This is a genomic window from Actinomadura craniellae (assembly GCF_003289645.1).
GTDB lineage: Bacteria > Actinomycetota > Actinomycetes > Streptosporangiales > Streptosporangiaceae > Actinomadura_D > Actinomadura_D craniellae.
The window spans coordinates 49,129-74,026 of record NZ_QLYX01000026.1; the positions used below are offsets into that span (position 1 = coordinate 49,129).

The following is a 24,898-nucleotide window of genomic DNA, read 5'->3' on the forward strand; positions in this document are numbered from 1 at the left end:
GGGACACCCCGCCGGCCACCCCTGAAGGGGGCGTGCGGTGAGGGACACCCGGCGGACTCGTGCCGTGCTCGGCACCCTGCTGGTACTGGCCTTGGTGCTGATCACGATCGACTACCGGGGTGGTGACCGCTCCCCGCTGCGTGGGCTGCGCGGAGTGGGGTCGGCGATCTTCGGGCCGATCGAGCGCGTCTCCGCCTCGGTGGTGCGGCCGATCGGCAACGCCTTCGACGCGATCACCGATGCTCCCGGCGAGCGGCGCCGGGCCGACCGGTTGGCACGGGAGAACCAGCGTCTCCGCGAGCAGATCCGATCCGGAATGCTCGACCGCGACCGGTCGGCCCAGCTCAACGGGCTGCTGCGGTCCGCCGGGCTGGGCGGTTACAAGATCGTCCCAGCCCAGGTGATCTCCGCTGGCCAGGGCCTGGAGGACACGGTCACCATCGACGTGGGCCGGGGCAGCGGAGTGCGGGCCGAGATGACCGTGATGACCGCCGACGGCCTGGTGGGCCGGGTGACCCGGGTCGGCCCGGCGACGGCCACCGTGCTGCTGGCCACCGACGCCGCGTCCACCGTGGGCGCCCGGCTGGAGGACTCCAAGGAGATCGGCGTCGTCGAGGGCGTGGGCCGCCGCGGGCTGGGTCGCCGGGGCTCCCCGATGCGGTTCCGGCTGCTGAGCGCCGCCGCCCCCATGCGGGTGGGGCAGCGCATCGTCACGCTCGGATCGCAGGGCGCGAGACCCTACGTTCCCGGCGTACCGATCGGTGCGGTGGAGCGGATCGAGGAGAACCCGGGTTCGCTCACCCGCACCGCGCACCTCCGCCCCTTCGTGCACTTCTCCGCGCTGGACGTGGTCGGCGTGGTGGTGGCTCCGCCGCGGAGCGACCCGCGCGACGCCGTCCTGCCGCCCCGGCCCAAACCCGCCCCGACGCCCACCCCGACGCCCACCCCGGGCGTGACCGCCACGCCGGGCGCGACGGCCACCGCAAGCCCGAGCGGTCAGCCGCGCCGGTCGGCCCGTCCGAGGGAGGAGGACTGAGCCATGGTGATCAGTACGGACTCCTCTCCGGCCAGCCGGAAGCTGACCGCGGCCATGGTGATCGCGGTCGCCCTGATCCTCCAGGTGTCGGTGGCCAACCGGCTGCCGCTGCCCGGCGCGGTGATCCCCGACCTGGTGCTGCTGACCGTGGTGGCGCTGGCGCTGATCAACGGGCCGCTGCTCGGGCTGGTGACGGGCTTCTGCGCCGGGCTGGCCGCCGACATCATCCCGCCCGCCGACCACACGATCGGGCGGTACGCCCTGGTGTACTGCGTGATCGGTTACCTGTGCGGGCAGGCCAGCGACGAGATGGACCGGTCGGCGGTGGTGCCGTTCGTGGCGGTGGCCGCCGGCGCGCTGGCCGGCACCCTGCTCTACGCCGGGGTCGGCATGATGATCGGCGATCCCCGGTCGGCCCTCGTCATCCTGCTCCGGGTCGTGCCGGTGCAGGTGCTCTACGACGTGCTCGCCAGCCCGTTCGTGATCTGGGCGGTGCTCCGGGTGACCGGGCGCGTCGGCCGCGACCGGACCTCTTCCGGCGGTTTGTCCACCTCCGCGGTGCGCTATCGGGCCATGTCACGGGAACGGGTGTGACATGAACCCGCGCACGCACACCCGGCTGGTGATCCTGCACGTCCTGGTGATCACGTTGATGCTCGTCCTGGTCGGGCGGCTGTGGAACCTCCAGGTCGTGAACGGCGAACATTACCGGCAGATCGCCTCGGAGAACCGGGTCCGCGACATCGTGGTGCCCGCCGTCCGGGGGCAGATCCTCGACGTGTACGGCCGCCCGCTGGTGCACAACCGGGTCGCCCTGGTGGTCTCGGTCGACCGCACCACGCTGATGCGGCAGCGCGACCGGGGACGCGCGGTGCTCACCCGGCTGGCCGCGGTGCTGGGCACCACCCGGACGGCCCTGGAACAGAAGACCCGGCTCTGCGGGCCGACCGTCTCCCGGCCCTGCTGGCCGGGCTCCCCGTTCCAGCCGATCCCGGTCGAGGACAAGACCGACCCCAAGGCCGCGCTCCAGATCATGGAGCGGCGGGAGGACTTCCCCGGCGTGTCGGCACAGCTCCAGTCGGTCCGGGACTACCCGCGGACCGAGGGGGCCGTGGCCGCGCAGACCCTCGGCTACCTCCAGCCGCTCACCCAGGAGGAACTCGACCGGCGCACCGGGCTGAAGGTCACCGGCTTCAGCGGGGTCGACCTGGTCGGCCGGGACGGGCTGGAGGCCGCCTACGACGCCGACCTGCGCGGCAGGTCGGGCGTCCGCAAGGTCAAGGTCGACGCCCAGGGGCGGGTCACCGGCATCGCCGTCGAGGAGCCCTCGGTGCCCGGCTCCCACCTGGTCACCAGCATCGACGCCAAGGTGCAGGCCGCCGTGGAGCGGGCCATCGCCGGAGCCGTGGCCGAGGCCCGCAAGCAGGGCAAGAAGGGCAGCTCGGCCGCCGGGGTGGTGCTCGACGTGCAGACCGGCCGGGTCGTCGCACTGGCGAGCCTGCCCACCTACGACCCGGCCGTCTGGATCGGCGGCATCTCCCAGCAGGAGTACGTGCGGCTGCTGGGCAAGAGCCAGGGCGAACCGCTGATCTCCCGGGCCATCGCCGGCCAGTTCGCCCCCGGCTCCACGTTCAAGATCTCCTCGCTGGCCGCGGCGGTCGCCGACGGCTACCCGCTGAACGGCATCTATCCCTGCCCCGGCTCCTACAGCGTCGGCGGCCGGGCGTTCACCAACTTCCGCGGCGTGGGCCACGGGATGATCAACCTGCACAAGGCGCTGGTCGTCTCGTGCGACACGATCTTCTACAAGTTCGCCTACGAGCAGTGGCTGCGCGACGGCGGCAACAACCCGGGCAAGGCCCCCAAGGACCCGATGGTCCGCACGGCCCGCAAGTTCGGCTTCGGTGACCAGACCGGCATCGACCTGCCGGGCGAGTCCCCGGGCCGGATCCCCGACCGGGCGTGGAAGCAGGCGTACTGGGAGGCCACCCGCAAGGCCGACTGCAAGGCGGCCAAGACCGGCTATCCCGAGATCGCCCGCACCGACCCCAAGCGGAACGACTACATGAAGAAACTCGCGCACGAGAATTGCGTCGAGGGGTTCAAGTGGCACGCCGCCGAGTCGGTCAACCTCTCGGTGGGGCAGGGCAACGTGCTGGTCACACCGCTGCAACTGGCCCGGGCGTATGCGGCGGTGGCCAACGGCGGCAAGCTGGTGACGCCCCGGCTGGGGCTGGCCGTGATCCGCCCCGACGGCACCGTGGTCCGCCGCATCGAGCCGCCGAAGCCGCGCAAACTGGACGTCGACCCCAAGGTGCTGGCCTACATGCGCAACGCGCTCGCCAAGGTGCCCAGCGAGGGCACCGCCGGCGGGGCCTTCGGCGAGTTCGACCTGAAGAAGGTCGCGGTGGCCGGCAAGACCGGTACCGCCGAGGTGTGGGGCAAGGACGACACCGCCTGGTTCGCCTCCTACGCCCCCGCCGACAAGCCCCGCTTCGCCATCGTGGCGATGGTGACGGAGGCCGGCACCGGCGGTGCGATCTCCGCCCCCGCGGTACGCCAGATCTACGAGGCGATCTACGGGATGAAGGATGGCAAGCCGGCCCTGCCCGGCGGGCGGCTCCCCGACAAGCTGCCCAAGGTGCGTCCCGACGGGACGGTCGACCTGTCCGCGGCGCCGTGACCGCCGGGCTGGGGGGAGTCCGCGGCTACGGGACGCGGCGGTCCTGGCTGGACCGGACGGCGGTGCTGCGGCGGTTCGACTGGACGCTGATCGGCGCGGTGTTCGTCCTGGCGTTCGTCGGCGCGCTGCTGGTGCGCTCGGCGACCTACGACGGGCTGATCGAGCAGGGCAAGGACCCGGAGGGCTACTTCAAGCGGCAACTGCTGAACCTGCCGATCGGGTTCGCGCTGGGCTGCATGGTGGCCCTGCTCGACTACCGGCTGCTGCGGGCGTACGCGCCGATCCTGTACGGGGTGGCCTCCGTGGGGCTGGTGGCGGTGCTGTCGCCGCTGGGCGAGACGATCAACGGGTCGCACTCGTGGATCGTGCTGGGCGGCGGTTTCCAGGTGCAGCCCTCGGAGTTCGCCAAGGTCGGCCTGGTGGTGCTGCTGGCGATGATCCTCCAGGAGCCCCGGGATGGCGAGGTCGGGCCGGGCGTGCGCGACATCCTGCTCGCGCTCGTCCTGGCCGGGATCCCGGCCGCGCTGATCATGCTGCAGCCGGACCTGGGCACCACGCTGGTGTTCATCGCCGTGCTGCTCGGCATGCTCGCCGTGTCGGGAGTGCGCAAACGCTGGCTGTTCGGGCTGGTCGGCGGCGGGCTGGCCGCGGCGTTCTCGGTGTTCTTCTTCGGGCTGCTCAAGCCGTACCAGGTCGCCCGGTTCACCGCCTTCATCGACCCGTCCGCCGATCCGCGCGGGGCCGGGTACAACGCCCAGCAGGCGCGCATCGCGGTGGGCTCGGGCGGGTTCTCCGGCAAGGGCCTGTTCAACGGCGAGCAGACCGCGGGCCACTTCGTGCCCGAGCAGCAGACCGACTTCATCTTCACCGTGGCGGGCGAGGAACTGGGCTTCCTCGGCTCGGTCGTCATCGTCGGACTGCTCGGGGTGGTGCTGTGGCGGGGGCTGCGGATCGCCGTCCAGGCCGCCGACATGTTCGGCACCCTGGTGGCGGCCGGGGTGGTCTGCTGGCTGGGCTTCCAGACCTTCGAGAACGTCGGCATGACACTCGGCATCATGCCGATCACCGGGCTGCCGCTGCCCTTCGTCTCCTACGGGGGGTCGGCGACCTTCGCCAACCTGATCGCTCTCGGGTTGCTGCAGGCGGTGCACCTGCGATGTCGCCCGGTCGACTGATCACGGCCGGGGGAGGCCACGCCCGGCGGTAGGGTTGGACCTTCGATCCCTGACCTCTTCCGGAGGGTCTTGCCATGCCTGTCGAATCGATCTTCCCGCGCCTGGAGCCGCTGCTCCCGCGTGTGCAGAAGCCGATTCAGTACGTCGGCGGCGAGCTCAACTCCCAGACCAAGGACTGGGCCGAGGCCGAGGTCCGCTGGGCGCTGATGTACCCGGACGCCTACGAGGTGGGGCTACCCAACCAGGGCGTCCAGATCCTTTACGAGATCCTGAACGAGCGTCCCGGGGTGCTGGCCGAGCGCACCTACTCGGTCTGGCCCGACCTCGAAGCGCTGATGCGTGAGCACGGCATCCCGCAGTTCACCGTCGACGCCCACCGCCCGGTGGCGGCCTTCGACGTGCTCGGCGTCAGTTTCTCCACCGAACTCGGCTACACCAACCTGCTCACCGCGCTGGACCTGGCCGGCATCCCGCTGGAGGCCGCCGACCGGGGCGACGAGCACCCGATCGTGCTCGCCGGCGGGCACGCCGCGTTCAACCCCGAGCCGATCGCCGACTTCCTCGACGCCGCCGTCCTCGGTGACGGCGAGCAGATCGTGCTCGCGATCACCGAGGTGGTCCGCGAGTGGAAGGCCGAGGGCTCGCCCGGTGGGCGCGACGAACTGCTGCTGCGGCTGGCCGCGTCCGGCGGTGTCTACGTGCCGCGCTTCTTCGACGTGAGCTACCTGCCCGACGGCCGGATCCAGCGGGTGGCGCCGAACCGGCCGGGCGTCCCCTTCCAGGTCGCCAAGCACACGGTCATGGACCTCGACGAGTGGCCCTACCCCAAGCGGCCCCTCGTCCCGCTGGCCGAGACCGTGCACGAGCGGTACAGCGTGGAGATCTTCCGGGGCTGCACCCGCGGCTGCCGGTTCTGCCAGGCGGGCATGATCACCCGCCCGGTGCGCGAGCGCTCCATCACCACCATCGGCGCGATGGTCGAGCAGGGCCTGGCCGCGAGCGGCCTGAACGAGGTCGGCCTGCTCAGCCTCTCCAGCGCCGACCACAGCGAGATCGGCGAGGTCGCCAAGGACCTGGCCGACCGTTACGAGGGCACCCGCACCTCCCTGTCGCTGCCCTCCACCCGGGTCGACGCCTTCAACATCACGCTCGCCAACGAGTTCTCCCGCGGTGGCCGCCGCTCCGGCCTGACGTTCGCCCCCGAGGGCGGCTCCGAGCGGATGCGCAAGGTCATCAACAAGATGGTCTCCGAGGACGACCTCATCCGCACCGTGACCACCGCCTACGAGAACGGCTGGCGGCAGGTCAAGCTCTACTTCATGTGCGGGCTGCCCACCGAGGCGGACGAGGACGTCCTGGCCATCGCCGACATGGCCCGCCGGGTCATCCAGGCCGGCCGGGAGGCCACCGGGCGGCGCGACATCCGCTGCACGGTGTCGATCGGCGGGTTCGTGCCCAAGCCGCACACCCCGTTCCAGTGGGCCGCCCAGTGCGACCACGAGACCGTGGACCGCAGGCTGCGGGCCCTCAAGGACACCCTGCGGCGCGACCGCGAGTACGGCAAGGCGATCGGGCTGCGCTACCACGACGGCAAGCCGTCGATCATCGAGGGCCTGCTGTCGCGCGGCGACCGGCGGGTCGGCAAGGTGATCCGGGCGGTGTGGGAGGACGGCGGCCGGTTCGACGGCTGGAGCGAACACTTCTCCTATGAGCGCTGGGCCGGCTGCGCCGAGAAGGCCCTGGCCGGCGAACCGGTCGACCTCGACTGGTACACGGTCCGCGAGCGTGCCGAGGTCGAGGTGCTGCCCTGGGACCACCTCGATGCCGGGCTCGACCGCGAGTGGCTCTGGCAGGACTGGCAGGACGCGATCGACGAGACCGAAGTCGAGGACTGCCGATGGACGCCTTGTTACGACTGCGGGGTATGCCCGACCATGGGCACCGAGATCCAGATCGGCCCCACCGGGAAGAGGCTGCTGCCGCTCAGCGTCGTGCAGTCGGGCTGACCGGCCGGGGCGTGAACTTATCGGTGGGCTTAGACGTCCCTAACAGGGGATAGGCACGGTATCCCGGCGGTGCCGCGGGTACGTGGGGGCCCAAGGGGGCCTAAGGGCCCTTACCCTGTAGGGAGACGTTCCGACTTTCGAGCGCGAGTAGGAAGGACAGAGCCCTGGCACCCATGCCGGAGGGTCCAGCGCCGGCCCCCGTGATCCAGCGACTGCGCGTGCACTACGCCAAGCGCGGCAGGTTGCGGTTCACGAGCCACCGCGACATATCCCGGGCCGTGGAACGCGCAGTGCGGCGCGCCGGGATCCCTGTGGCGTACAGCGCCGGATTCACTCCGCACCCGAAGATCTCGTACGCGGGTGCGGCGGCGACAGGAGTGGCCAGCGAGGCCGAGTACCTCGAAATCGGGCTGACCGGCACCCGCGACCCTGCGCAGGTGCGGGCCGACCTCGACGCGGCGCTTCCGGCGGGCCTCGACATCCTCGATGTCGTCCAGGTCCCCGAGGCCCGCGGCGGGGCCGAGCAGCACCGGCCCGAACCGATCACCGAACGGCTCCAGGCGTCCGAATGGCGGATCCGGCTGGACGGCGTCACCGTCGACGCCGCCGCGTCGGCCGTTGCCGCCTTCATGGCCGCCCCGGAGATCGAGGTCGAGCGCCTCACCAAGAAGGGACGCCGCCGCTTCGATGTGCGCGCCGCCGTGTTCGCCTGTGGGCTGGACCGGCGCGCCACGGAAGCGACGGATGTCCCTTGTGCAATACTTCGAATGGTTGTTCGGCATACCACACCTGTCGTTCGACCGGATGACGTTCTCACCGGACTGCGTCAAGTCGCCGACCTCGCGCCGCCGTCGCCTCCACTGGTGACCCGGCTGGCGCAGGGGCCCCTCGACGCGGACACCGGTGAACTCGCGGATCCCCTGGATCCCGACCGGGATGCCGTACCGCCGGGCGTTGCCGCCCTGGCGGGCGTGAGCCCTGCGCTCACGCGATCGGCGGACACCGCGGGCGAGGACGTCGTCAGCACTCGGCCATAGGTCCGGCACCGTGCACATGGAGCCGAGCCCCAGGGGTGGCCGGGCGCGCCCCCGACTGACTTTTGCCGCCGTTGCCGGACGCAGGACCGGAACGCGGTGGCGCTGACGACTGATGGAGCGCTCCTGTGCGGCGCACCGCGCGAACCCGCCTCGGGCGGGCGGCGCGGTAGCGCCCGGGAGCCTGACGGGAGATTGCCCGCATGCGAGAGAACGAGGCCGACACCACGGCCGAAGGTACTGATGAGATCGGTGTGACCGAGGGGCGGAGCACGACGCGGTCGCGCCGTCGGGCGGCCCGGCCCGCCGGCCCGCCGCCCGAGCCGGGGGCGCCCCCGGCGCCCCGGCAGAACACCCTCCCCGCCGAGCCGGAGGGGACCCCGGAGCCCGAGAAGGCTGAGAAGCCCGAGAAGCTTGAGAAGCCCGAGAAGGCCCCCGCCGAGCCGGTGCGCAGGACCCGCAGCCGGTCCCGTAAGCCCGCCGTCGTCGAACCCGAGCCCGAGGAGACCCCCGAGCCCGGGCCGACCGGTGTCCCCACGGCCACCTTCCAGCCGCCCATGGTGGTCTTCCAGCCGCCGGAGATCACCGTCCAGCCGCAGGCCAAGCGGGCCGCGGCCCCCGTGCCGATGCCGGTGGTGGACTCCGGCGAGGACGTGGAACCGGTCGACCTCGCCGAGGACGAGACCGACGAGACGGACGAGGCCGACGAGACCGAGGACGACGGTGGCGAGCGGCCGTCCCGCCGGCGCCGTCGCCGGGGCGGCCGGGGCCGGGGCAAGAACCGCGACACCCGAGACTCCGACGACGACCATGGCGAGGACGAGGAGGACGGGGAGGCACCCGGCGGGGAGCAGGCCGAAGAGCCCAAGAGCGGCCGGAAGGGCCGCGGCTCCCGCACCGCCAAGGCCGAGCCGGAGGCCCAGGAGTCCGAGACCGAGTCCGACACCGAGGACGAGGAGGAGGCCGCCGGTTCGACGACCCGCCGCCGGCGCCGGCGGCGCCGCCGCTCCTCCGGAGCCGAGGCCGACGAAGCCGCCTCCGACGACCCGCCCAACACCGTCGTCCACGTCCGCACCGCACGCGGTGCGGAGGCCAGGTCCGCGGCCGACGAGGTGCAGTCGGTGCGCGGCTCGACCCGGCTGGAGGCCAAGAAGCAGCGCCGCCGCGAGGGCCGTGAGCAGGGCCGCCGCCGCCCGCCGGTGATCACCGAGGCCGAGTTCCTGGCCCGCCGCGAGTCGGTCGAGCGGGTCATGGTCATCCGCCAGCAGGGCGAGCGCACCCAGATCGCCGTGCTCGAAGACGGCGTGCTGGTCGAGCACTACGTGGACCGGGCCACCCACCAGTCGTACGTGGGCAACGTCTACCTCGGCAAGGTGCAGAACGTGCTGCCCTCCATGGAGGCGGCGTTCGTCGACATCGGCAAGGGCCGCAACGCGGTGCTGTACGCCGGCGAGGTGAACTGGGACGCCTCGGGCCTGGAGGGGCAGCCGCGCCGCATCGAGTCGGCGCTGCGCTCGGGCCAGTCGGTGCTCGTCCAGGTCACCAAGGATCCGCTGGGCCACAAGGGGGCCCGGCTGACCAGCCAGATCTCGCTGCCCGGCCGCTACCTGGTGTACGTGCCGGACGGTTCGATGACCGGCATCAGCCGCAAGCTGCCCGACAAGGAACGCAGCCGCCTCAAGCAGATCCTCAAGCGCATCATGCCTGACAACGCGGGTGTGATCGTCCGTACCGCGGCCGAGGGCGCCACCGAGGAGGAACTGTCCCGCGACGTGTCTCGGCTGACGGCGCAGTGGGAGAACATCCAGCGCCAGGCCAAGACCGCGAGCGCCCCCTCGCTGCTGTACGGCGAGCCGGACCTCACGATCCGGGTCGTCCGCGACATCTTCAACGAGGACTTCAGCAAGCTGGTGGTCTCCGGGCCCGACGCCTGGGACATGGTCGCCGAGTACGTGCAGTACGTGGCGCCGCACCTGGCCGACCGGGCCGAGCGCTGGGAGTCCGACCAGGACGTCATGGGCGCCTACCGCATCGACGAGCAGATCGCCAAGGCGCTGGAGCGCAAGGTCTGGCTGCCCAGCGGCGGTTCGCTGGTGATCGACCGCACCGAGGCGATGACCGTCGTCGACGTCAACACCGGCAAGTACACCGGGCAGGGCGGCAACCTGGAGGAGACCGTCACCCGCAACAACCTGGAGGCGGCCGAGGAGATCGTGCGCCAGCTGCGGCTGCGCGACATCGGCGGCATCATCGTCGTCGACTTCATCGACATGGTGCTGGAGAGCAACCGCGATCTGGTGCTGCGCCGGCTGCTCGAATGCCTCTCCCGCGACCGCACCAAGCACCAGGTGGCCGAGGTCACCTCGCTGGGCTTGGTGCAGATGACCCGCAAGCGGGTCGGCCAGGGTCTGCTGGAGGCGTTCTCCGAGGTCTGTGAGTGCTGCAACGGGCGGGGCATCCACGTCCAGCTCACCCCGGTGGAGTCCAAGCAGGACAAGGCGGCCGCGACGGCCGGTGGCGGCCGCCGCCGCAAGCGCAAGGGCGACGTCGAGAAGGTGGTCGAGGAGAAGCTCGCCCGGCATGAGACGGCCGCCAGGAAGGCGGCTGAGGAGACTGCCGCCCCGGCCGCCGAGGCCGCTCAGGCGGCCGTGGCGACGCTCGACGAGCCCCGCCCCGGCACCGAACCGCAGGACGAGCCGGCCGCGACCGGCAACGTCCGGCGCCGCCGCGCCCGCCGCGGCCGGATCAGGGTCGAGGACCCCGCCGACCCCGCGCCCCAGGCGACCGGCCCGGCCGAGGTCGCGGAGCCCGCCGCGGCCACGAGCACTCCGGCCGACCCGGCGGAACCCGCCGCGCAGGACCCGGCTCCGGCCGAGGAGAGCGGGCCCCCGGCCACCTCGGAGACACCGGTTCCGGCCGGACCGGAGGAGCCCGCCGCATGGCCACCGGCCGTCGCCGAGCCCCCGGCGGCCGAGGACTCCGTCTCCCCGCCCGAGCAGACCGAGGCCGCGATTCCGGAGCCCCCGGCCCCGGTCGCCGATTCCGCGGAGCCCGCTGCCGGGACACCGGCCATGGCGGCTGCCGAGGACGCCGTCCCGCAGGCCCCGGCCGAGACCACGGCGTCTGCCGATGGGGCGCCGGCCATGGCGGCTGCTGAGGAGGTCGTCTCGCAGTCTCCGGCTGAGGCCGTGGTGTCTGCCGATGAGTCGCCCGCTGCGGTGACTGCTGAGGAGGTCGTTCCGCAGCCTTCGGTGGAGGTCACGGAGCCTGTCGATGAGTCGCCGGCTGCCGAGGACGCCGTCCCGCAGGCTATGGAACAGGTCACGGACCCCGCCGAGGCGGCGGACCCCGCGCCGCAGTTCGCGGAAGGCGAGGCCGGGCACTTTGCCGAGCCGGCATCGCGGCCCGAGGCCGCCCCTGCCGTGGCCGAGGAGCCTCCGGCCCTGGAGCCTGACCCGTGGCCGGAGCCTCCCGCCTCGGCCACGGCCGAGGACTTCGCCGGCTCCCCGGCCGAGGCTCCAGACCCCGCACCGGCCGACCCGCCGGCCCTGGCCGACCAGGCCGAGGCCACGGAGTTCGGGCCGGCCGCCACTGTGGCCCCCGAGCCCGAGGCGCCGCAGCCCGTCGCCCCGGAGCCCCAGCCGCTGTGGGCCGTGGACGAGCCCACCGTGCCCCGGGAGCCCGTGGCCGAGGGGTCTGACGAGCCGGCCACCTTCGGGACGCCCCCCGCCCTCGACCCGGCGGAGAGCACCGGGCACGCAGTGAACGGGGCGCACCCGGCGTCCGAGTCGCCAGACGAGACGAGGGCGGCGGCCGAGACCCGCGAGTAGCGGTGCGGGCGGGGCACCGGGTGCCCCGCCCGCCGGGCTTCCCCGGCCGGTTCGCAGGCGGTCGGGGGATCCGGTACTCTTGGCAGACGGCGCGCGCTGCGCGCCCGTTTCTTGCGCCGCAGACCGCCGCACCAGGTTTCGGTGCGCGAGATGCAGGTGGCATAGCCTCAAGCAGCAGCCCCCGGCCGGTAGATCGTGCCGGAGGCGCGCACAAGGGAAGGGTTCCGCGGTGTACGCGATCGTCCGTTGCGGCGGTAGGCAGGAGAAGGTGACCGTCGATGACGTCCTCACCGTCGACAAGCTGGCCGGAGAGGCCGGCTCGACGGTGACGTTCCCGGCGCTGCTCGTCGTCGACGGCGACAACGTCGTGAGCGCCCCTGCCGAACTCGCCAAGTACGTGATCACCGCCGAGATCATCGGCGGGGTCAAGGGCCCCAAGATCAACATCATGCACTACCGGAACAAGACCGGGTACAAGCGGCGGATGGGCCACCGCCAGCAGCACACCCAGGTCAAGGTGACCGAGATCAAGGCCGGGAAGTAGGAGGCTGCGAAATGGCACACAAGAAGGGCGCCTCGTCCAGCCGGAACGGCCGCGACTCCAACGCCAAGCGCCTCGGCGTGAAGCGGTACGGCGGCCAGCTGGTCAACGCCGGTGAGATCATCGTCCGGCAGCGCGGCACGCACTTCCACCCCGGCCTCAACGTGGGCCGCGGTGGCGACGACACCCTGTTCGCGCTGATCGCCGGCACGGTCGAGTTCGGCCGTTACCGCGGGCGCAAGGCCGTGAGCATCGTTCCGCCGGCGGAGTAATCCGCCGCGGAGCACAGTTTCGTTGACGAGGGGCGGACCACCTGGTCCGCCCCTCGTTCGTTTGCCGGTACGACAGACATCCAAGGGGGAGCCATGGCGGGCCAGGGCGCGAGCTTTGTGGACCGGGTCGTTCTCCACGTGGCCTCGGGCAACGGGGGGCACGGCTGTGCCTCCGTGCACCGGGAGAAGTTCAAACCGCTGGGTGGACCCGACGGCGGCAACGGCGGAGGCGGCGGCGACGTGATCCTGGAGGTGGACACGGGCGAGGCCAGCCTCCTCGACTACCACCGGCGCCCGCACCGCCGGGCGGGCAACGGGCGGCCCGGCCAGGGCTCGCACCGCAACGGCGCGAACGGCACGGACCTCGTGCTGCCCGTCCCTGACGGCACGGTGATCAAGGCCCCGGGCGGCGAGGTACTGGCCGACCTGGTCGGGCACGGCACCCGTTACGTCATCGCCGAGGGCGGCAAGGGCGGCCTGGGCAACGCCGCGCTGGCCTCCACCAAGCGCCGGGCCCCGGGCTTCGCACTGCTCGGCGAGCCGGGCGACGAGCTCGACGTGGTGCTGGAGCTCAAGACCGTGGCGGACGTCGCGCTGGTCGGCTACCCCAGCGCGGGCAAGTCATCGCTGATCGCCGCGATGTCCGCGGCCAAGCCGAAGATCGCCGACTACCCGTTCACCACGCTGATCCCGAACCTGGGCGTGATCAGCGCCGGCGAGCACACCTTCACCGTCGCCGACGTCCCCGGCCTGATCGAGGGAGCCAGCGAGGGGCGTGGCCTGGGGCTGGAGTTCCTGCGCCATATCGAGCGCTCCTCCACCCTGGCGCATGTGCTCGACTGCGCCACCCTCGAACCCGGCCGCGACCCGATCAGCGACTTCGAGGTGATCGAGGGCGAGCTGCGCGCCTACGACGAGGCGCTGGGCGACCGGCCGCTGTCCGACCGCCCGCGCATCGTGGTGCTGAACAAGGTCGACGTCCCGGACGGCCGGGAACTGGCCGAACTGGTCCGGCCCGAGTTCGAGGCCCGCGGGCTGCGGGTCTTCGAGGTGTCGGCGGCGACCCACGAGGGGCTGCGCGAGTTGGCGTTCGCCATGGCCGAGATGGTCGCCGAGTACCGTGCCACGCTGCCCCCCGAGGAGCCGACCCGGGTGGTGCTCCGCCCGCAGCCGGTGGGCGGCGCCGAGTTCGAAGTCAGGCGGGTGGGCGACAACACCTACCTCATCACCGGCGACAAGCCGGTCCGCTGGCTGCGGCAGACCGACTTCACCAACGAGGAGGCGGTCGGCTACCTCGCCGACCGGCTCGCCCGGCTGGGCATCGAGGAACGGCTGGCCGAGGTGGGGGCCACCGCCGGCGCCACCGTCATGATCGGCACACCGGACGAGTCCGTCGTCTTCGACTGGGAGCCCGAGATCCTCGCCGGGGTCGAGCACGGCCTCGGCCCCCGGGGCACGGACCGCCGGCTGGGCGATCGATGACCGGGGAGCGCACGGCCGTCGCGAAGGCGCACCGGATCGTGGTCAAGGCCGGTTCGTCGTCGCTGACGACCCCGACGGGCACCATCGACGCCGACCGCATCGACGCGCTCGTGGACGTCCTGGCCGCCCGCCGGACCGCCGGACACGAGATCGTCTTCGTCTCCTCGGGCGCGATCGCCGCGGGGCTTGGCCCGCTGGGGCTGACCGCCCGCCCGCGCGACCTGGCCACCCAGCAGGCGGCGGCCGGGGTGGGGCAGGGGCTGCTGATCGCGCGTTACACCTCCTCGTTCGCCCGGTACGGGCTGCGCGTCGGCCAGGTGCTGCTGACCGCCGACGACATGATGCGCCGGGCGCACCACCGCAACGCCCAGCGTGCGCTGAACCAGTTGCTGGCGCTGGGCATCCTGCCGATCGTCAACGAGAACGACACCGTCGCCACGGACGAGATCCGGTTCGGCGACAACGACCGGCTGGCCGCCCTGGTCGCGCATCTGGTGCGCGCCGACGCGCTGGTGCTGCTGTCGGACGTCGACGCCCTCTACACCGGCGACCCCCGGCTGCCCGGCGCCGCCCGGATCACCGAGGTGCGCGAGCCCGCAGACCTGGCGGGGATCCGGCTGGGCGGCTCCGGCCGGGTCGGCACCGGCGGCATGGTCACCAAGGTCGAGGCCGCCCGGATCGCCACCGGAGCGGGCGTCCCGGTGGTCCTGACCAACGCCGCGTCCGCCGCGGCCGCGCTGGCCGGGGAACCGGTCGGCACCTACTTCCACGCCGGGACGCACCGGCCCTCCACCCGGCACCTGTGGCTGGCGCACGCCACCACCGGGCAGGGCCGGTTGCTGCTCGACCCCGGGGCGGTCGACGCGGTCGTCCGCCGCCGCAAGTCCCTGCTGCCCGCCGGGATCATCGGGGTCGAGGGCGAGTTCGTGGCCGGTGACCCGGTCGACGTGTGCACCGCCGGCGGCGGCGTGGTCGCCCGCGGGCTGGTGAACTACGACGCGGGGGAGATCCCGGAGCTGATGGGACGCTCCACCCGCTGGCTGGCCCGGGAACTGGGCCCCGAGTACGAACGCGAGATCATCCACCGGGACGACCTCGTGCTGCTGGACCAGGTCGACACCCTCGTCCGCCGGTCGTCGTGACGCGCGTGCCGGCGCCGTGAAAGGAGAAGGCGATGAGTGACAAGGAACGCGAGGACTTCCTGCGGGTGGCCGGACCGGCCCGTGAGGCGGCGGCGCTGCTGGCCCCGCTGCCGCGGTCAGCCAAGGACGCGGCCCTGCACGCCATCGCCGACGCGCTGATCGCCCGCTCGCCCGAGATCGTCAAGGCGAACGAGATCGACGTGGCCCGGGCCCGGGAGAACGGCACCTCCGAGTACATGATCGACCGGCTGAGCCTGGACGAGGTGCGGATCGCGGCGATCGCGGCGGCCGTCCGGCAGATCGCGCAGCTGCCCGATCCGGTGGGCGAGGTCGTCCGGGGCGGGACGCTGCCCAACGGGTTGGAGCTGCGCCAGCTCCGGGTGCCGCTCGGGGTCATCGGGATCATCTACGAGGGCCGTCCCAACGTCACGGTCGACGCCGCGGCGCTCTGCCTCAAGAGCGGCAACGCGACACTGCTCCGCGGCTCCTCCTCCGCCTACGACTCCAACACCGCGCTGGTGGGCGTCATGCAGGAGGCGCTGGCCCGCACGGAGGTCCCGGCGGACGCCGTCCAACTCGTCCCCGGCACCTCCCGCGAATCGGTCAAGCACCTGATGCGGGCCCGCGGGCTGGTCGACGTGCTCATCCCGCGCGGCGGGGCCTCGCTGATCAACTCGGTGGTCGAGGAGTCGACCGTGCCGGTGATCGAGACCGGGGTGGGCAACTGCGCCGTGTACGTCGACGCCGCCGCCGACCTCGACACCGCGGTGGCGATCCTGGTCAACGCCAAGACCCAGCGCCCCTCGGTCTGCAACGCCGCCGAGACCGTGCTGGTGCACGCCGGCATCGCGGCCGACTTCCTGCCCCGGGCGCTGGACGTGCTGCGGGCCAAGGGCGTCACCGTCCACGGCGACGAGCGGGTCCGGGCGTACGGCGCCGACGTGGTGGCGGCCACCGAGGACGACTACCTGGCCGAGTACCTGTCCCTGGACATCGCCGCCCGCGTGGTCGACTCGCTGGACGAGGCGGTGGAGCACATCCGGCGGTACGGCTCCCGGCACACCGAGGCCATCGTCACCACCTCCCAGCAGGCGGCCCGCCGCTTCGTCGCGCTGGTCGACTCCGCCGCGGTCATGGTGAACGCCTCCACCCGGTTCACCGACGGCGAGGAGTTCGGCTTCGGCGCCGAGATCGGCATCTCCACCCAGAAGTTGCACGCCCGGGGCCCGATGGGGCTCCCCGAGCTGACCTCCACCAAGTACGTCGTCACCGGCGAGGGCCACCTCAGGTGACCCTCGGGGCCGGCTCCACCGGGAGCCGGCCCCATACCGGTCAGCGCGGGCCGCCGAGCACGTGCTCCCCGCCCCAGGTGCCGAGCGGTTCCCAGAGCCAGGTCAGCGTGTACATCCACCCGCCGTCGTGCACCTCGCCGGGCTCTCAGTCGGAGCCGCCGCGCCGGCCGAGCCGGTCGAACAGGCCCTCGGCCGCGCCGGCCGCCCCCTCGGCCACCGAGCGCAGCTTCCCGATGAACGGGTCGGCGCTCTCGCTCCACGACTCGCGGTACGCCCGGGCGGCGTTCTTGACCTCGTCGGTGACCTTGGCGTGGGCGTCGTCGGCCCGGCGCGGGTAGTCGCCGCCCAGGATCCGCGCGTACTCCCCGCCCTTGGCCCACCGGTCGATCTCGGCGAACCGCACCACCGAGAACGGGTGCGACTGCCGGAGCAGGTTGAGGAACTTCAGCATCCCCTCGCGGACGTCCTGGGCGGCGTCGTACTCGCGGGCCTGCGCCAGGAACGCCTCGGTGTTCATCTCCCGCAGTCGGGTGCCGCCGGCCATCTTCATCAGCGCCCGCTTGGCGGCCTCGGGGTCCTGCCCCGCCAGCAGCCCGGCACGGTCGGCCGACAGCTCCGACTTGCGCGACCATTCCTGCAGGCCCATCAGGATCGCGGCGATCCCGATGTTCCCCAGCGGCACCCAGGCCAGCCGGGCGCCCAACTGCGTCAGGATCATCATCATGGTCCGGTAGACGGCGTGCCCGGACAGGATGTGGCCCACCTCGTGGGCGACGATGAACCGCAATTCCTCGTCGTCGTGCAGGTCGAGCAGCCCGGTGGTGACCACCAGGAACGGGCGGTCGTTGCCGATCGCCATCGCCTGCGGCTGCGGGTTCTGCACCACGTACAGCTCGGGCACCTCGGGCAGGTCGAGGATGTAGGACGCGTCCCGGACCAGGTCGTGCAGGTGCCGGAACTGGTTCTCGCCCGCGCGCACGCTGCCCGCCAGGTAGGTCAGCCTGATGGCCCGCTCGCTGAACAGGCCCGACATGCGGCGCAGGACGGTGTCGAACCCCGTCAGGGACCGCAGCGCCACCAGCGCGGAACGATCGGCCGGATGCTCGTATGCCCGGGAGCTGATCCCAGGGAAACGGGTGCGCGCCCGATCGGGCGTCTTGCTCGTGACGTCAGGCATGTTAGGTGTGACGAACCGCTCAACCGCGGGGTTCCCGGCAATCACCCGGGGCCGGTCGTGAACCGCCTGCCGGCCGCTGGCTAGGGTCGCGTCCATGACCGGCAGGCGTCTCGGGATCATGGGCGGCACCTTCGACCCCATCCACCACGGCCACCTGGTCGCCGCCAGCGAGGTGGCGCACCTGTTCTCCCTGGACGAGGTCGTGTTCGTCCCGACCGGCCAGGCCTGGCACAAGGGCGAGCGCGAGGTGACCGCGGCCGAGGACCGCTACCTCATGACGGTGATCGCTACCGCGTCCAACCCGCGCTTCTCCGTGAGCCGTATCGACATCGACCGGCCCGGCCCCACCTACACCATCGACACCCTGCGCGAGATGCGCGCGCTGCACGGTCCCGACACCGAACTCTTCTTCATCACCGGTTCCGATGCCCTGGCCAAGATGCTGACCTGGCGCAACGCCGAAGACATGTTCGGATATGCGCACTTCGTCGGTTGCACCCGTCCCGGCCACAGGCTGGCTGATCCGGGCCTCCCCGACGGCCGGGTCAGCCTGGTCGAGGTCCCCGCCCTCAGCATCTCCTCCACCGAATGCCGTGACCGCATCCGCGCCGGCGAACCCATCTGGTACCTCGTCCCCGACGGGATCGTCCAGTACATCAACAAGCGCGGCCTCTACCGCGGCGCGCCCGCCTGACCGGCGTACCTGGTCGCTCGCCGCCGATTCCGAGGACGCGTCGGCGAGGGTCACGTCGATCGCCGGCATCCGGCCGGGCCGCCGGCGCGTCCACACGGCGGAGGCCGCGCCCGCGGATCTACCGGGTCTGGTCGGTCGGGCGGATGAGGAGCTCGTTGACCGCGACGTGCTCCGGCTGGGTGACCGCGTACACGACGGCGGCGGCGATGTCCTCGGGCTGCAGGGTACGCATGGTGGCGGCCATCTGCTGCGCGGCGGTTCGCATCGCGGGGTCCGTGATGTGGCCGGCCAGTTCGGTGGCGACGAAGCCGGGCTCGACGACCACGACACGCACGCCCTGGGCGGTGACCTCCTGTCGCAGCGCCTCGGAGAAGGCGGTGATGCCGAACTTCGTCGCGGCGTAGACGCCGCTGTTGGCCGACGCGATCCGGCCCGAGGTGGAAGAGATCTGCAGGACGGTGCCCTTGCGCTCCAGCAGGTGCGGCAACGCCGCGTGGACCGTGTACATCGACCCGAGCAGGTTGGTCTCGACCATCCGCGTCCATTCCGTGGTGTCCGCGCCCACGATCGGGCCGCTGAGCATCACCCCGGCGTTGTTCACCAGGACGTCCAGGGCGCCGAAGCGCTCGACGGTCTCCGCGACCGCGGCCCGCACCGACTCCTGGTCGGTCACATCCAGTTCGAGGGTCAGCACCTCGCCGGGCGCCCTGTCCGCCAGGGACTCCAACCGCCCGGCGCGCCGGGCCCCGACCGCGACCTGGGCCCCCTCTGCCGAAAGGGCCAGTGCGGTGGCTTCGCCGATGCCCGACGACGCCCCGGTGACGAAGACGACCTTTCCAGCCAACGCGTTGCTCATGTGCTTCCTTTCGCAGTGATTCACAGGTTCCACAACCGGCTTGACCTGGGATGACGTCCTAAGCGGACCGGTTGGTCAGGTTAGCGTACCGGCAAAACGGACCGCTTGGTCACCTTGAGGGTTAGGCTGATGGCGGAAGGGAGATGCATGACCGGAACGACGCCCACCACCCCGTCGCGCAGTGACGCGGTGCGCAACCGCCGGCTGCTGCTGGACGCCGCGGCCAAGACGTTCGCCGAGCGCGGAGTCGAGGTGTCCATCGGCGAGATCGCGCGACGTGCCGGGGTGGGAAAGGGCACGGTCTTCCGCCACTTCCGCTCCAAGGAGGAACTGCTGGCGGCGATCATGCTCGCCATGTTCGACGAGCTCGTGGACACCGGCACCACACTGCTCACAGCCGACGACCCCGGCCCGGCACTGCGGGAGTTCATGGTCGCCAGCATGGAGATCTTCGTCCGGGACAGGGCGTTCTGCGAGGTCATCGGGCGCCCGTCCCTGCAGAACCCGCAGGTGCGTGACGCGATCGATCGCCTGTGCGACGTCGCGGAAGAACTCACCGCCCGCGCCCGCCGGCAAGGCACCGTCCGCCCGGACATCACCGGCACCGACATCGTCCTGCTGCTGGCCGGCATCCAGCCCACGGCGGCACCGCTGCTCATCGCCGAACCACAAGCCTGGCGCCGGTACCTTGAGCTGGCCCTCGACGGCATCACCGCCACCACAGGGCGGACGCTTCCGCACCCGCCGCCGCGCCACCTACCCCTCGCCGCCCCGGACCCCGGCCACTGATCCAGGCGAACGCCGACAACCTCGGCGGGTGACGAACGGCACCGAAGGCCGAAACCGCCGGCGGAACCGGCACAGATCAGTATCAGCCCGGGTCACGCCGCCGGTACCCGCGTTACCCGGACGAGCGAAGGCCGCACCGGGAGACGTGAGAAGGTAGGAGAGGGAAAGTCCCCGACCAGGAGGATCACGACCAGACCGTGACCGTATCCGACAAGGCCGTACAGCTGGTCCGACTCGCCGCCGAGGCGGCGAGTGACAAGCTTGCCGACAACATCATCGCCTACGACGTGAGCGACCAGCTCGTCATCACCGACGCCTTCGTCCTCTGCTCGGCGCCCAACGACCGCCAGGTCCGGGCCATCGTCGACGAGGTCGAGAAGCGGCTCCGCGAAGACGCCGACGCCAAACCCGTACGCAGGGAAGGCGAACGAGAGGGCCGCTGGGTGCTCCTCGACTACGTCGACATCATCGTGCACGTCCAGCACGAGGAAGACCGCACCTTCTACGCCCTGGAACGGCTATGGAAGGACTGCCCGGAAATCCCGCTCCCCGAAAGCGTCAACGCCCACGCCGCCCAGCGCGGGCGAGCCCTCGGCGCCGCCGAATGAGCCATGAGCCCGAAACGAACGAGGAGAACACAGGGTGAGTGACCTTCCGGCCGGCCGCCGGCCCCCCGGCAAACGCCGGCTCGTACTGTGGCGACACGGCCAAACCACCTGGAACGTCGAACACCGCTTCCAAGGCAAGACCGACGTACCCCTCGACGAGACCGGCATCGCGCAAGCACAACGAGCCGCCAGGCTACTCGCCGGGCTGCGCCCCACCGCCATCGTCTCCTCCACCCTCCAGCGCGCCGCCCACACCGCCCAATCCCTCGCCGACGTCACCGGGCTCACCGTGACCCACGACCCCGACCTGATCGAACGCGACGGCGGCAAATGGGAAGGGCTCACCGGAACCGAGATCCGCGAACGCTACCCCGCCGAGCACGCCATCTGGCAGCCCCCCGGCGGCGAGACCAGCACCCAGGTCGCCAAACGCGTCGGCGCCGCCCTCGAACGCGCCCTCGACCGGCTGCCCGTCGACGGAGTCCTCGTCGCCGCCTCCCACGGCGCCGCCCTCCGCCTCGGCATGGCCCACCTCCTCGGCCTCCCCGAAGAAACCTGGGAACGGCTCGGTGGCCTGTCCAACTGCTGCTGGTCCGTCATCGCCGAAATGCGCGACGGAGGCTGGCGGCTCGTGGAACACAACGCCGGAACCCTCCCCGAACCCGTGCTCAGCGACGACCGGCCCGCCGTCACCGGCTGACCCCCGCAAACGATTCGAAGCCTGCACCCCCCGTCCTATACACTGGCCAAGCGCTGCTGGATGAACGTCCACGCAGTCGCGCGGGGCTATAGCGCAGTTGGTAGCGCGCCTCCATGGCATGGAGGAGGTCTGGGGTTCGAATCCCCATAGCTCCACTCGACCCTGGGCCAGTGTGGTCGCGGCTTTGCCGCTTCCCCGCTGGCTCTCGTCATTTTCCGGGGGGCGACCCCCGGGCCCCCGTCGGGGGCTTCGCCCCCGCGCCCCCTGGTGGTTGCTGTCTTTTCGCCTCTGGCGGTTGTTGGGGGTGTCGTGTTGCTTTGTGATGGGTTAGTTGCGGTGGGGTGGGTTGTGGTGGGGTGGGTTGTGGTGGGGTTAAGGCCTGTCTCAAAGTGTGGTCGGCGGTCCCTGGCGGTACCACCGGCGCCCGTCTCCGGTTTCTTGCTTGTGTGATCGTTGAGGATGGGTGGGGTTGGGGCCCCAGCCATCCTCAACGATCATCGGCGTAGGTGCTTGTGTCAGGTGGTGGGCGGGTGGGTCCTGCGTGAGCGAGTCAGGGTCATTGGCACTCGGCCGCTTCGAAACACGCCTTAGTCGTCGAACCAGGCTGAGCAGATGAAGTCGTAGGCCTCGTTGGTGTCCAGGGTGGCTTCGACCATGTTGTGCCAGTTGCCGCCGTGGTGGTGCCACATCCATTGCAAGGTAGGGCCTGCTGGGTCGCCGTAGCGTAGGCGGTTGCGTTCGCGGAGTTTTGCTAGTTCGCTGTTGGTCATTCCGGACTGTTCGACGACCGCTGCCTCGTTGCGGCGGGGGACCATGAGACGGGCGATCTCCTGTTCGCTGCGGCCCGCCACCCGCAAGCGATCGACCTCCGCCTCCATCACCTCGAGTCTGTCCAGCAAGGCCTGGCGGTTCTGGCACTTGCGGACCCAGTCGTCAGCCGGGCCCACCCCGGTCCACACCGACAGACCGAACAGGCAAGGGACCACGACCAGCAGCATGATGGTCGTCCGCCGCATCGGCCACATTTTCACGCACCCCCGCTCCGCACGCGGACCGCTGAGGACAGATATCGAAGACAAGACATTGCCCTACCCGAGGCATGATTTGATCTCCGACACGCCCGAACGGCCAACTCAGGCCCGGTGCCCCCCCACGGTCGGAACCTTCCGGGAGGGCAGGCCGCCACGCCCGTGTCCGGCCCGCGAGTACGCGACCACTCCCAGAGTGCACTACGCTCTTCCTAGCCGGTTGCCGGATCGTTGATCCACACACCGCGCGGGGCTATAGCGCAGTTGGTAGCGCGCCTCCATGGCATGGAGGAGGTCTGGGGTTCGAATCCCCATAGCTCCACTCGACCCTGGGCCAGTGTGGTCGCGGCTTTGCCGCTTCCCCGCTGGCTCTCGTCATTTTTCCGGGGGGCGACCCCCGGGCCCCCGTCGGGGGGCGACCCCCGGGCCCCCGTCGGGGGGACCTGCGGGCCCCCGGCGGGGGCTTCGCCCCCGGGGCCCTGGTGGTTGCTGTCTTCCTGCTTCCTTTCTGCTTTCTGCTCTGACGTGGCTTTGGTGGTTGGGGCCGTTCCCTGTCAGGGGTGGTGGGGGTGGAGCTCGATGAAGGGGTGGGGGAGGTGGGGGGCGGCCAGGAGGCCGTTGCGGGTGCGGATTTCGTTGAGCAGGGTGGTGCGGGTCGTGGCTGCTGTCTGCGGGTTCTCGTCATGTAGGTAGTGGATGGACGGGTCGATGAGTTGGACGGGGTGGAGGACCACGTCGCCCGCGATCACCAGGCGGTGGTCGTCCACGACGATCGACTGGTGGCCGGGAGTGTGGCCGGGGGTTGGCACCAGGTCGACGAACTCGGCGAGGCGGAGCGGGCCGTGAAGGGTGTCGAGAGCTCCCGCCCGGCGCAACGGGTCCACCACACTGCCCAAGATGGGGCTGGAAGCCGTCCTGGCCAGCCAATCCACCTCCGCCTGCTGGACGATGTGGCGGGCGTTGGGGAAGACCGGCTCACCGTCCGTCACACAGCCGCCAGCATGGTCGCTGTGCAGATGGGTGAGGACGACGACATCTATGTCGGACGGTGCCAGGCCGGCCTCATCCGCCAGAGCGTCGAGTAGACGGCCGGGGACGGGGGCCCAGTCCGCCGCAGGGGAACTGGCCGTGCCGATACCGGTGTCGACAAGGACGTTCCGACCGGTCGCATCGCGGAGTAGGAAGCAGTGGAAGTGCAGGATCCAGTGGTCGCCAGAGGTGAAGAGGGTGGGCTCCGCGATCCGCAGGTCAGGCCACAGTTCGGGGGCGGCGTTCGGGAACTTCTCCGTCACCGGCGCCCCCAACGAACCTGCCATCGGCCCCACCGCATCGCACAGCGAGAGCACCTCGACGCCGCGCAACGTATGAGAGGTGATGTCATGCATTGCAGCGAGGATTCCAGAGCGACACGCTGGGACGGAATCGGGCATGCAACTGAAGGGACCTCGATGACCGAGCATCCGCGGTCGCCGCGCATCACCCACCTGTCCTGGGGTCGCATGGAGGTGGTGGGGATCGGCACCGGCAAGGACTTCAAGCTGTTCCCCGGCGGCGGGCGGGAATGGGACTGGGGCGAGTACGGCACCCGGCATCTCCCAGGAATCCAGCCTGAAGACGTCCGGGAACTACTCGATCACGGCTGTGCTGTCGTGGTGCTCAGCCGGGGAATGGAACTGCGCCTGCACACCATGCCGGAGACGCTGAGCCTGCTCGAATCGGCGGGAGTGGAAGTGCATTCCGCGGAGACCTCGGCAGCGGTCGAGCTGTACAACCGGCTCGCAGAGAGCCGGCCAGTGGGCGGTCTGTTCCATTCAACCTGTTGACCTGGTGGTTTATCCGGTGGGACGAGCCCGATTTGACGGACTCAAGAGGACTGCCTAATGTTTCCCATGCCCCGAGGGGATGCAGGACGCCGCAAGGCGGACGGCCCCGGGGACGCTACTTCGCCGAAAATCGGTTTGGGCTAGGCCCAGAGCGGTGTAAGCTGAAGTGGTCAGCCCGGACGGGATGCAGGACGCCGCAAGGTGGCCGGCCCGTGGGACTCCAGCGAATGAACCTCCTGATCTGGCTCTGTCCTGATGCAGGTGTCACTCGATGGGCCGGGTTGGGTCTCGAGGTCGCATCGGTTTGAACAAGCCGGTTGACAGAGGCTAAGATCCTGGTAAGTTAGCAGGGTTGCCCCGGAGGGGATGCCGCGGAAGTGGCTACCGGCTGGGTGTGTCTGTTGCTTGAGAACTCAACAGCGTGTTAAAAGCCAGTGCCTTTCGGCCTCCCATGTTGTGGGGGGTCACCCCGTTGCTCTGGATTCACGGACTTTGGTTTGTGGGTTTGGGGTGGGGATTTCTTTGAGGCAATGCGCAGCTCTCCTTTTTGTGGGGGTTGTGTTTGCTGGGTTTGGATTTTCCGAGGTTTGGCGCGCCTGCTTTGTGGGTGTGTCGTGTGGCCTTGATGGAGAGTTTGATCCTGGCTCAGGACGAACGCTGGCGGCGTGCTTAACACATGCAAGTCGAGCGGAAAGGCCCTTCGGGGTACTCGAGCGGCGAACGGGTGAGT

Annotated in this window: 21 protein-coding genes, 2 tRNA genes and 1 rRNA gene; 20 read left to right on the forward strand and 4 right to left on the reverse strand. The window is 71.0% G+C overall.

Features of this window, described 5'->3' with window-relative positions; genetic code table 11:
- The first annotated feature begins 37 nt into the window (after window positions 1–37).
- From mreC to DPM19_RS34280, 12 genes are all read left to right on the forward strand, one after another.
- Window positions 38–1,036 (forward strand): rod shape-determining protein MreC, encoded by a 999-nt coding sequence (gene mreC / locus DPM19_RS34225; RefSeq protein ID WP_111872265.1) that lies wholly within the window; start codon window positions 38–40, stop codon window positions 1,034–1,036.
- A gap of 3 nt (window positions 1,037–1,039) precedes the next feature.
- Window positions 1,040–1,630 carry a rod shape-determining protein MreD gene (gene mreD, locus DPM19_RS34230; RefSeq protein ID WP_111872266.1) on the forward strand — a complete coding sequence of 197 codons (591 nt, stop codon included), beginning with the start codon at window positions 1,040–1,042 and terminating at the stop codon, window positions 1,628–1,630.
- 1 nt (window position 1,631) lies between these two features.
- Window positions 1,632–3,719, forward strand: coding sequence for a penicillin-binding protein 2 (gene mrdA, locus DPM19_RS34235; protein ID WP_111872267.1), 2,088 nt, complete (start codon window positions 1,632–1,634; stop codon window positions 3,717–3,719).
- On the forward strand, window positions 3,716–4,894 hold the full coding sequence (gene rodA, locus DPM19_RS34240; RefSeq protein WP_111872268.1) for a rod shape-determining protein RodA: 1,179 nt from the start codon (window positions 3,716–3,718) through the stop codon (window positions 4,892–4,894). Before mrdA ends, rodA begins: the two co-directional genes overlap by 4 nt.
- 74 nt (window positions 4,895–4,968) lie before the next feature.
- Complete coding sequence (locus DPM19_RS34245; protein ID WP_111872269.1) at window positions 4,969–6,900, forward strand: TIGR03960 family B12-binding radical SAM protein; 1,932 nt, start codon at window positions 4,969–4,971, stop codon at window positions 6,898–6,900.
- Window positions 6,901–7,073: 173 nt separating this feature from the next.
- On the forward strand, window positions 7,074–7,937 hold the full coding sequence (locus tag DPM19_RS34250) for a TIGR03936 family radical SAM-associated protein (protein WP_199485437.1): 864 nt from the start codon (window positions 7,074–7,076) through the stop codon (window positions 7,935–7,937).
- A gap of 200 nt (window positions 7,938–8,137) precedes the next feature.
- Window positions 8,138–11,764: an Rne/Rng family ribonuclease gene (locus tag DPM19_RS34255; RefSeq protein WP_111872270.1), complete on the forward strand. Its 3,627-nt coding sequence runs from the start codon at window positions 8,138–8,140 to the stop codon at window positions 11,762–11,764.
- A 229-nt stretch (window positions 11,765–11,993) separates the two neighbouring features.
- Window positions 11,994–12,308, forward strand: a complete 315-nt coding sequence (gene rplU, locus DPM19_RS34260; RefSeq protein WP_111872271.1) for a 50S ribosomal protein L21 — start codon at window positions 11,994–11,996, stop codon at window positions 12,306–12,308.
- Between the two features lie 11 nt (window positions 12,309–12,319).
- Complete coding sequence (gene rpmA / locus DPM19_RS34265; RefSeq protein ID WP_111872272.1) at window positions 12,320–12,577, forward strand: 50S ribosomal protein L27; 258 nt, start codon at window positions 12,320–12,322, stop codon at window positions 12,575–12,577.
- A 93-nt stretch (window positions 12,578–12,670) separates the two neighbouring features.
- Window positions 12,671–14,059 (forward strand): GTPase ObgE, encoded by a 1,389-nt coding sequence (obgE, locus tag DPM19_RS34270; RefSeq protein ID WP_111872273.1) that lies wholly within the window; start codon window positions 12,671–12,673, stop codon window positions 14,057–14,059.
- The gene (proB, locus tag DPM19_RS34275; protein ID WP_111872274.1) at window positions 14,056–15,201 is read left to right on the forward strand and encodes a glutamate 5-kinase; all 1,146 of its coding nucleotides are present in this window, start codon (window positions 14,056–14,058) and stop codon (window positions 15,199–15,201) included. Before obgE ends, proB begins: the two co-directional genes overlap by 4 nt.
- Before the next feature lie 32 nt (window positions 15,202–15,233).
- On the forward strand, window positions 15,234–16,493 hold the full coding sequence (locus tag DPM19_RS34280; RefSeq protein WP_111872275.1) for a glutamate-5-semialdehyde dehydrogenase: 1,260 nt from the start codon (window positions 15,234–15,236) through the stop codon (window positions 16,491–16,493).
- Window positions 16,494–16,638: 145 nt separating this feature from the next.
- Here the strand turns inward: DPM19_RS34280 and DPM19_RS34285 are convergent, their stop codons facing one another.
- On the reverse strand, window positions 16,639–17,670 hold the full coding sequence (locus DPM19_RS34285) for a M48 family metallopeptidase (protein WP_111872276.1): 1,032 nt from the start codon (window positions 17,668–17,670) through the stop codon (window positions 16,639–16,641).
- Between the two features lie 94 nt (window positions 17,671–17,764).
- Here DPM19_RS34285 and nadD point away from each other — a divergent pair, with 94 nt between their 5' ends.
- Window positions 17,765–18,364: a nicotinate-nucleotide adenylyltransferase gene (gene nadD / locus DPM19_RS34290; RefSeq protein ID WP_111872277.1), complete on the forward strand. Its 600-nt coding sequence runs from the start codon at window positions 17,765–17,767 to the stop codon at window positions 18,362–18,364.
- Between the two features lie 118 nt (window positions 18,365–18,482).
- Here the strand turns inward: nadD and DPM19_RS34295 are convergent, their stop codons facing one another.
- Window positions 18,483–19,220 (reverse strand): SDR family NAD(P)-dependent oxidoreductase, encoded by a 738-nt coding sequence (locus tag DPM19_RS34295; RefSeq protein ID WP_111872278.1) that lies wholly within the window; start codon window positions 19,218–19,220, stop codon window positions 18,483–18,485.
- Window positions 19,221–19,367: 147 nt separating this feature from the next.
- Between DPM19_RS34295 and DPM19_RS34300 the strand changes: the two genes are divergently transcribed.
- From DPM19_RS34300 to DPM19_RS34315, 4 genes are all read left to right on the forward strand, one after another.
- Window positions 19,368–20,009: a TetR/AcrR family transcriptional regulator gene (locus DPM19_RS34300; RefSeq protein ID WP_158566991.1), complete on the forward strand. Its 642-nt coding sequence runs from the start codon at window positions 19,368–19,370 to the stop codon at window positions 20,007–20,009.
- A gap of 197 nt (window positions 20,010–20,206) precedes the next feature.
- Window positions 20,207–20,617 carry a ribosome silencing factor gene (gene rsfS / locus DPM19_RS34305; RefSeq protein ID WP_111872280.1) on the forward strand — a complete coding sequence of 137 codons (411 nt, stop codon included), beginning with the start codon at window positions 20,207–20,209 and terminating at the stop codon, window positions 20,615–20,617.
- Window positions 20,618–20,651: 34 nt separating this feature from the next.
- The gene (locus DPM19_RS34310; RefSeq protein ID WP_111872281.1) at window positions 20,652–21,317 is read left to right on the forward strand and encodes a histidine phosphatase family protein; all 666 of its coding nucleotides are present in this window, start codon (window positions 20,652–20,654) and stop codon (window positions 21,315–21,317) included.
- An 82-nt stretch (window positions 21,318–21,399) separates the two neighbouring features.
- Window positions 21,400–21,472, forward strand: a tRNA-Ala gene (locus DPM19_RS34315).
- Between the two features lie 432 nt (window positions 21,473–21,904).
- Here DPM19_RS34315 and DPM19_RS34320 read toward each other — a convergent pair.
- Entirely contained in the window at window positions 21,905–22,333 is a 429-nt protein-coding gene (locus DPM19_RS34320; RefSeq protein ID WP_146779100.1) for a DUF1003 domain-containing protein, read from the reverse strand.
- A gap of 261 nt (window positions 22,334–22,594) precedes the next feature.
- Between DPM19_RS34320 and DPM19_RS34325 the strand changes: the two genes are divergently transcribed.
- Window positions 22,595–22,667 (forward strand) — tRNA-Ala (locus DPM19_RS34325).
- Between the two features lie 232 nt (window positions 22,668–22,899).
- On the opposite strand, the gene DPM19_RS34330 is transcribed toward DPM19_RS34325, so the two are convergent.
- Window positions 22,900–23,661, reverse strand: coding sequence for an MBL fold metallo-hydrolase (locus DPM19_RS34330; RefSeq protein ID WP_199485438.1), 762 nt, complete (start codon window positions 23,659–23,661; stop codon window positions 22,900–22,902).
- A 132-nt stretch (window positions 23,662–23,793) separates the two neighbouring features.
- On the opposite strand from DPM19_RS34330, the gene DPM19_RS34335 reads away from it, so the two are divergent.
- Window positions 23,794–24,168 carry an Mth938-like domain-containing protein gene (locus DPM19_RS34335; RefSeq protein WP_111872284.1) on the forward strand — a complete coding sequence of 125 codons (375 nt, stop codon included), beginning with the start codon at window positions 23,794–23,796 and terminating at the stop codon, window positions 24,166–24,168.
- 622 nt (window positions 24,169–24,790) lie between these two features.
- Window positions 24,791–24,898 (forward strand): 16S ribosomal RNA (locus DPM19_RS34340); the annotation flags it as partial.

Coding starts and splice junctions, on each gene's coding strand:
- obgE (WP_111872273.1), top strand. CDS start 12,671: ATGGCGGGCCAGGGCGCGAGCTTTGTGGACCGGGTCGTTCTCCACGTG.
- rpmA (WP_111872272.1), top strand. CDS start 12,320: ATGGCACACAAGAAGGGCGCCTCGTCCAGCCGGAACGGCCGCGACTCC.
- DPM19_RS34280 (WP_111872275.1), top strand. CDS start 15,234: ATGAGTGACAAGGAACGCGAGGACTTCCTGCGGGTGGCCGGACCGGCC.
- nadD (WP_111872277.1), top strand. CDS start 17,765: ATGACCGGCAGGCGTCTCGGGATCATGGGCGGCACCTTCGACCCCATC.
- proB (WP_111872274.1), top strand. CDS start 14,056: ATGACCGGGGAGCGCACGGCCGTCGCGAAGGCGCACCGGATCGTGGTC.
- DPM19_RS34295 (WP_111872278.1), bottom strand. CDS start 19,220: ATGAGCAACGCGTTGGCTGGAAAGGTCGTCTTCGTCACCGGGGCGTCG.
- mreD (WP_111872266.1), top strand. CDS start 1,040: ATGGTGATCAGTACGGACTCCTCTCCGGCCAGCCGGAAGCTGACCGCG.
- DPM19_RS34300 (WP_158566991.1), top strand. CDS start 19,368: ATGACCGGAACGACGCCCACCACCCCGTCGCGCAGTGACGCGGTGCGC.
- DPM19_RS34320 (WP_146779100.1), bottom strand. CDS start 22,333: ATGCGGCGGACGACCATCATGCTGCTGGTCGTGGTCCCTTGCCTGTTC.
- DPM19_RS34255 (WP_111872270.1), top strand. CDS start 8,138: ATGCGAGAGAACGAGGCCGACACCACGGCCGAAGGTACTGATGAGATC.
- DPM19_RS34285 (WP_111872276.1), bottom strand. CDS start 17,670: ATGCCTGACGTCACGAGCAAGACGCCCGATCGGGCGCGCACCCGTTTC.
- DPM19_RS34250 (WP_199485437.1), top strand. CDS start 7,074: ATGCCGGAGGGTCCAGCGCCGGCCCCCGTGATCCAGCGACTGCGCGTG.
- mrdA (WP_111872267.1), top strand. CDS start 1,632: ATGAACCCGCGCACGCACACCCGGCTGGTGATCCTGCACGTCCTGGTG.
- DPM19_RS34335 (WP_111872284.1), top strand. CDS start 23,794: ATGACCGAGCATCCGCGGTCGCCGCGCATCACCCACCTGTCCTGGGGT.
- DPM19_RS34330 (WP_199485438.1), bottom strand. CDS start 23,661: ATGGCAGGTTCGTTGGGGGCGCCGGTGACGGAGAAGTTCCCGAACGCC.
- DPM19_RS34245 (WP_111872269.1), top strand. CDS start 4,969: ATGCCTGTCGAATCGATCTTCCCGCGCCTGGAGCCGCTGCTCCCGCGT.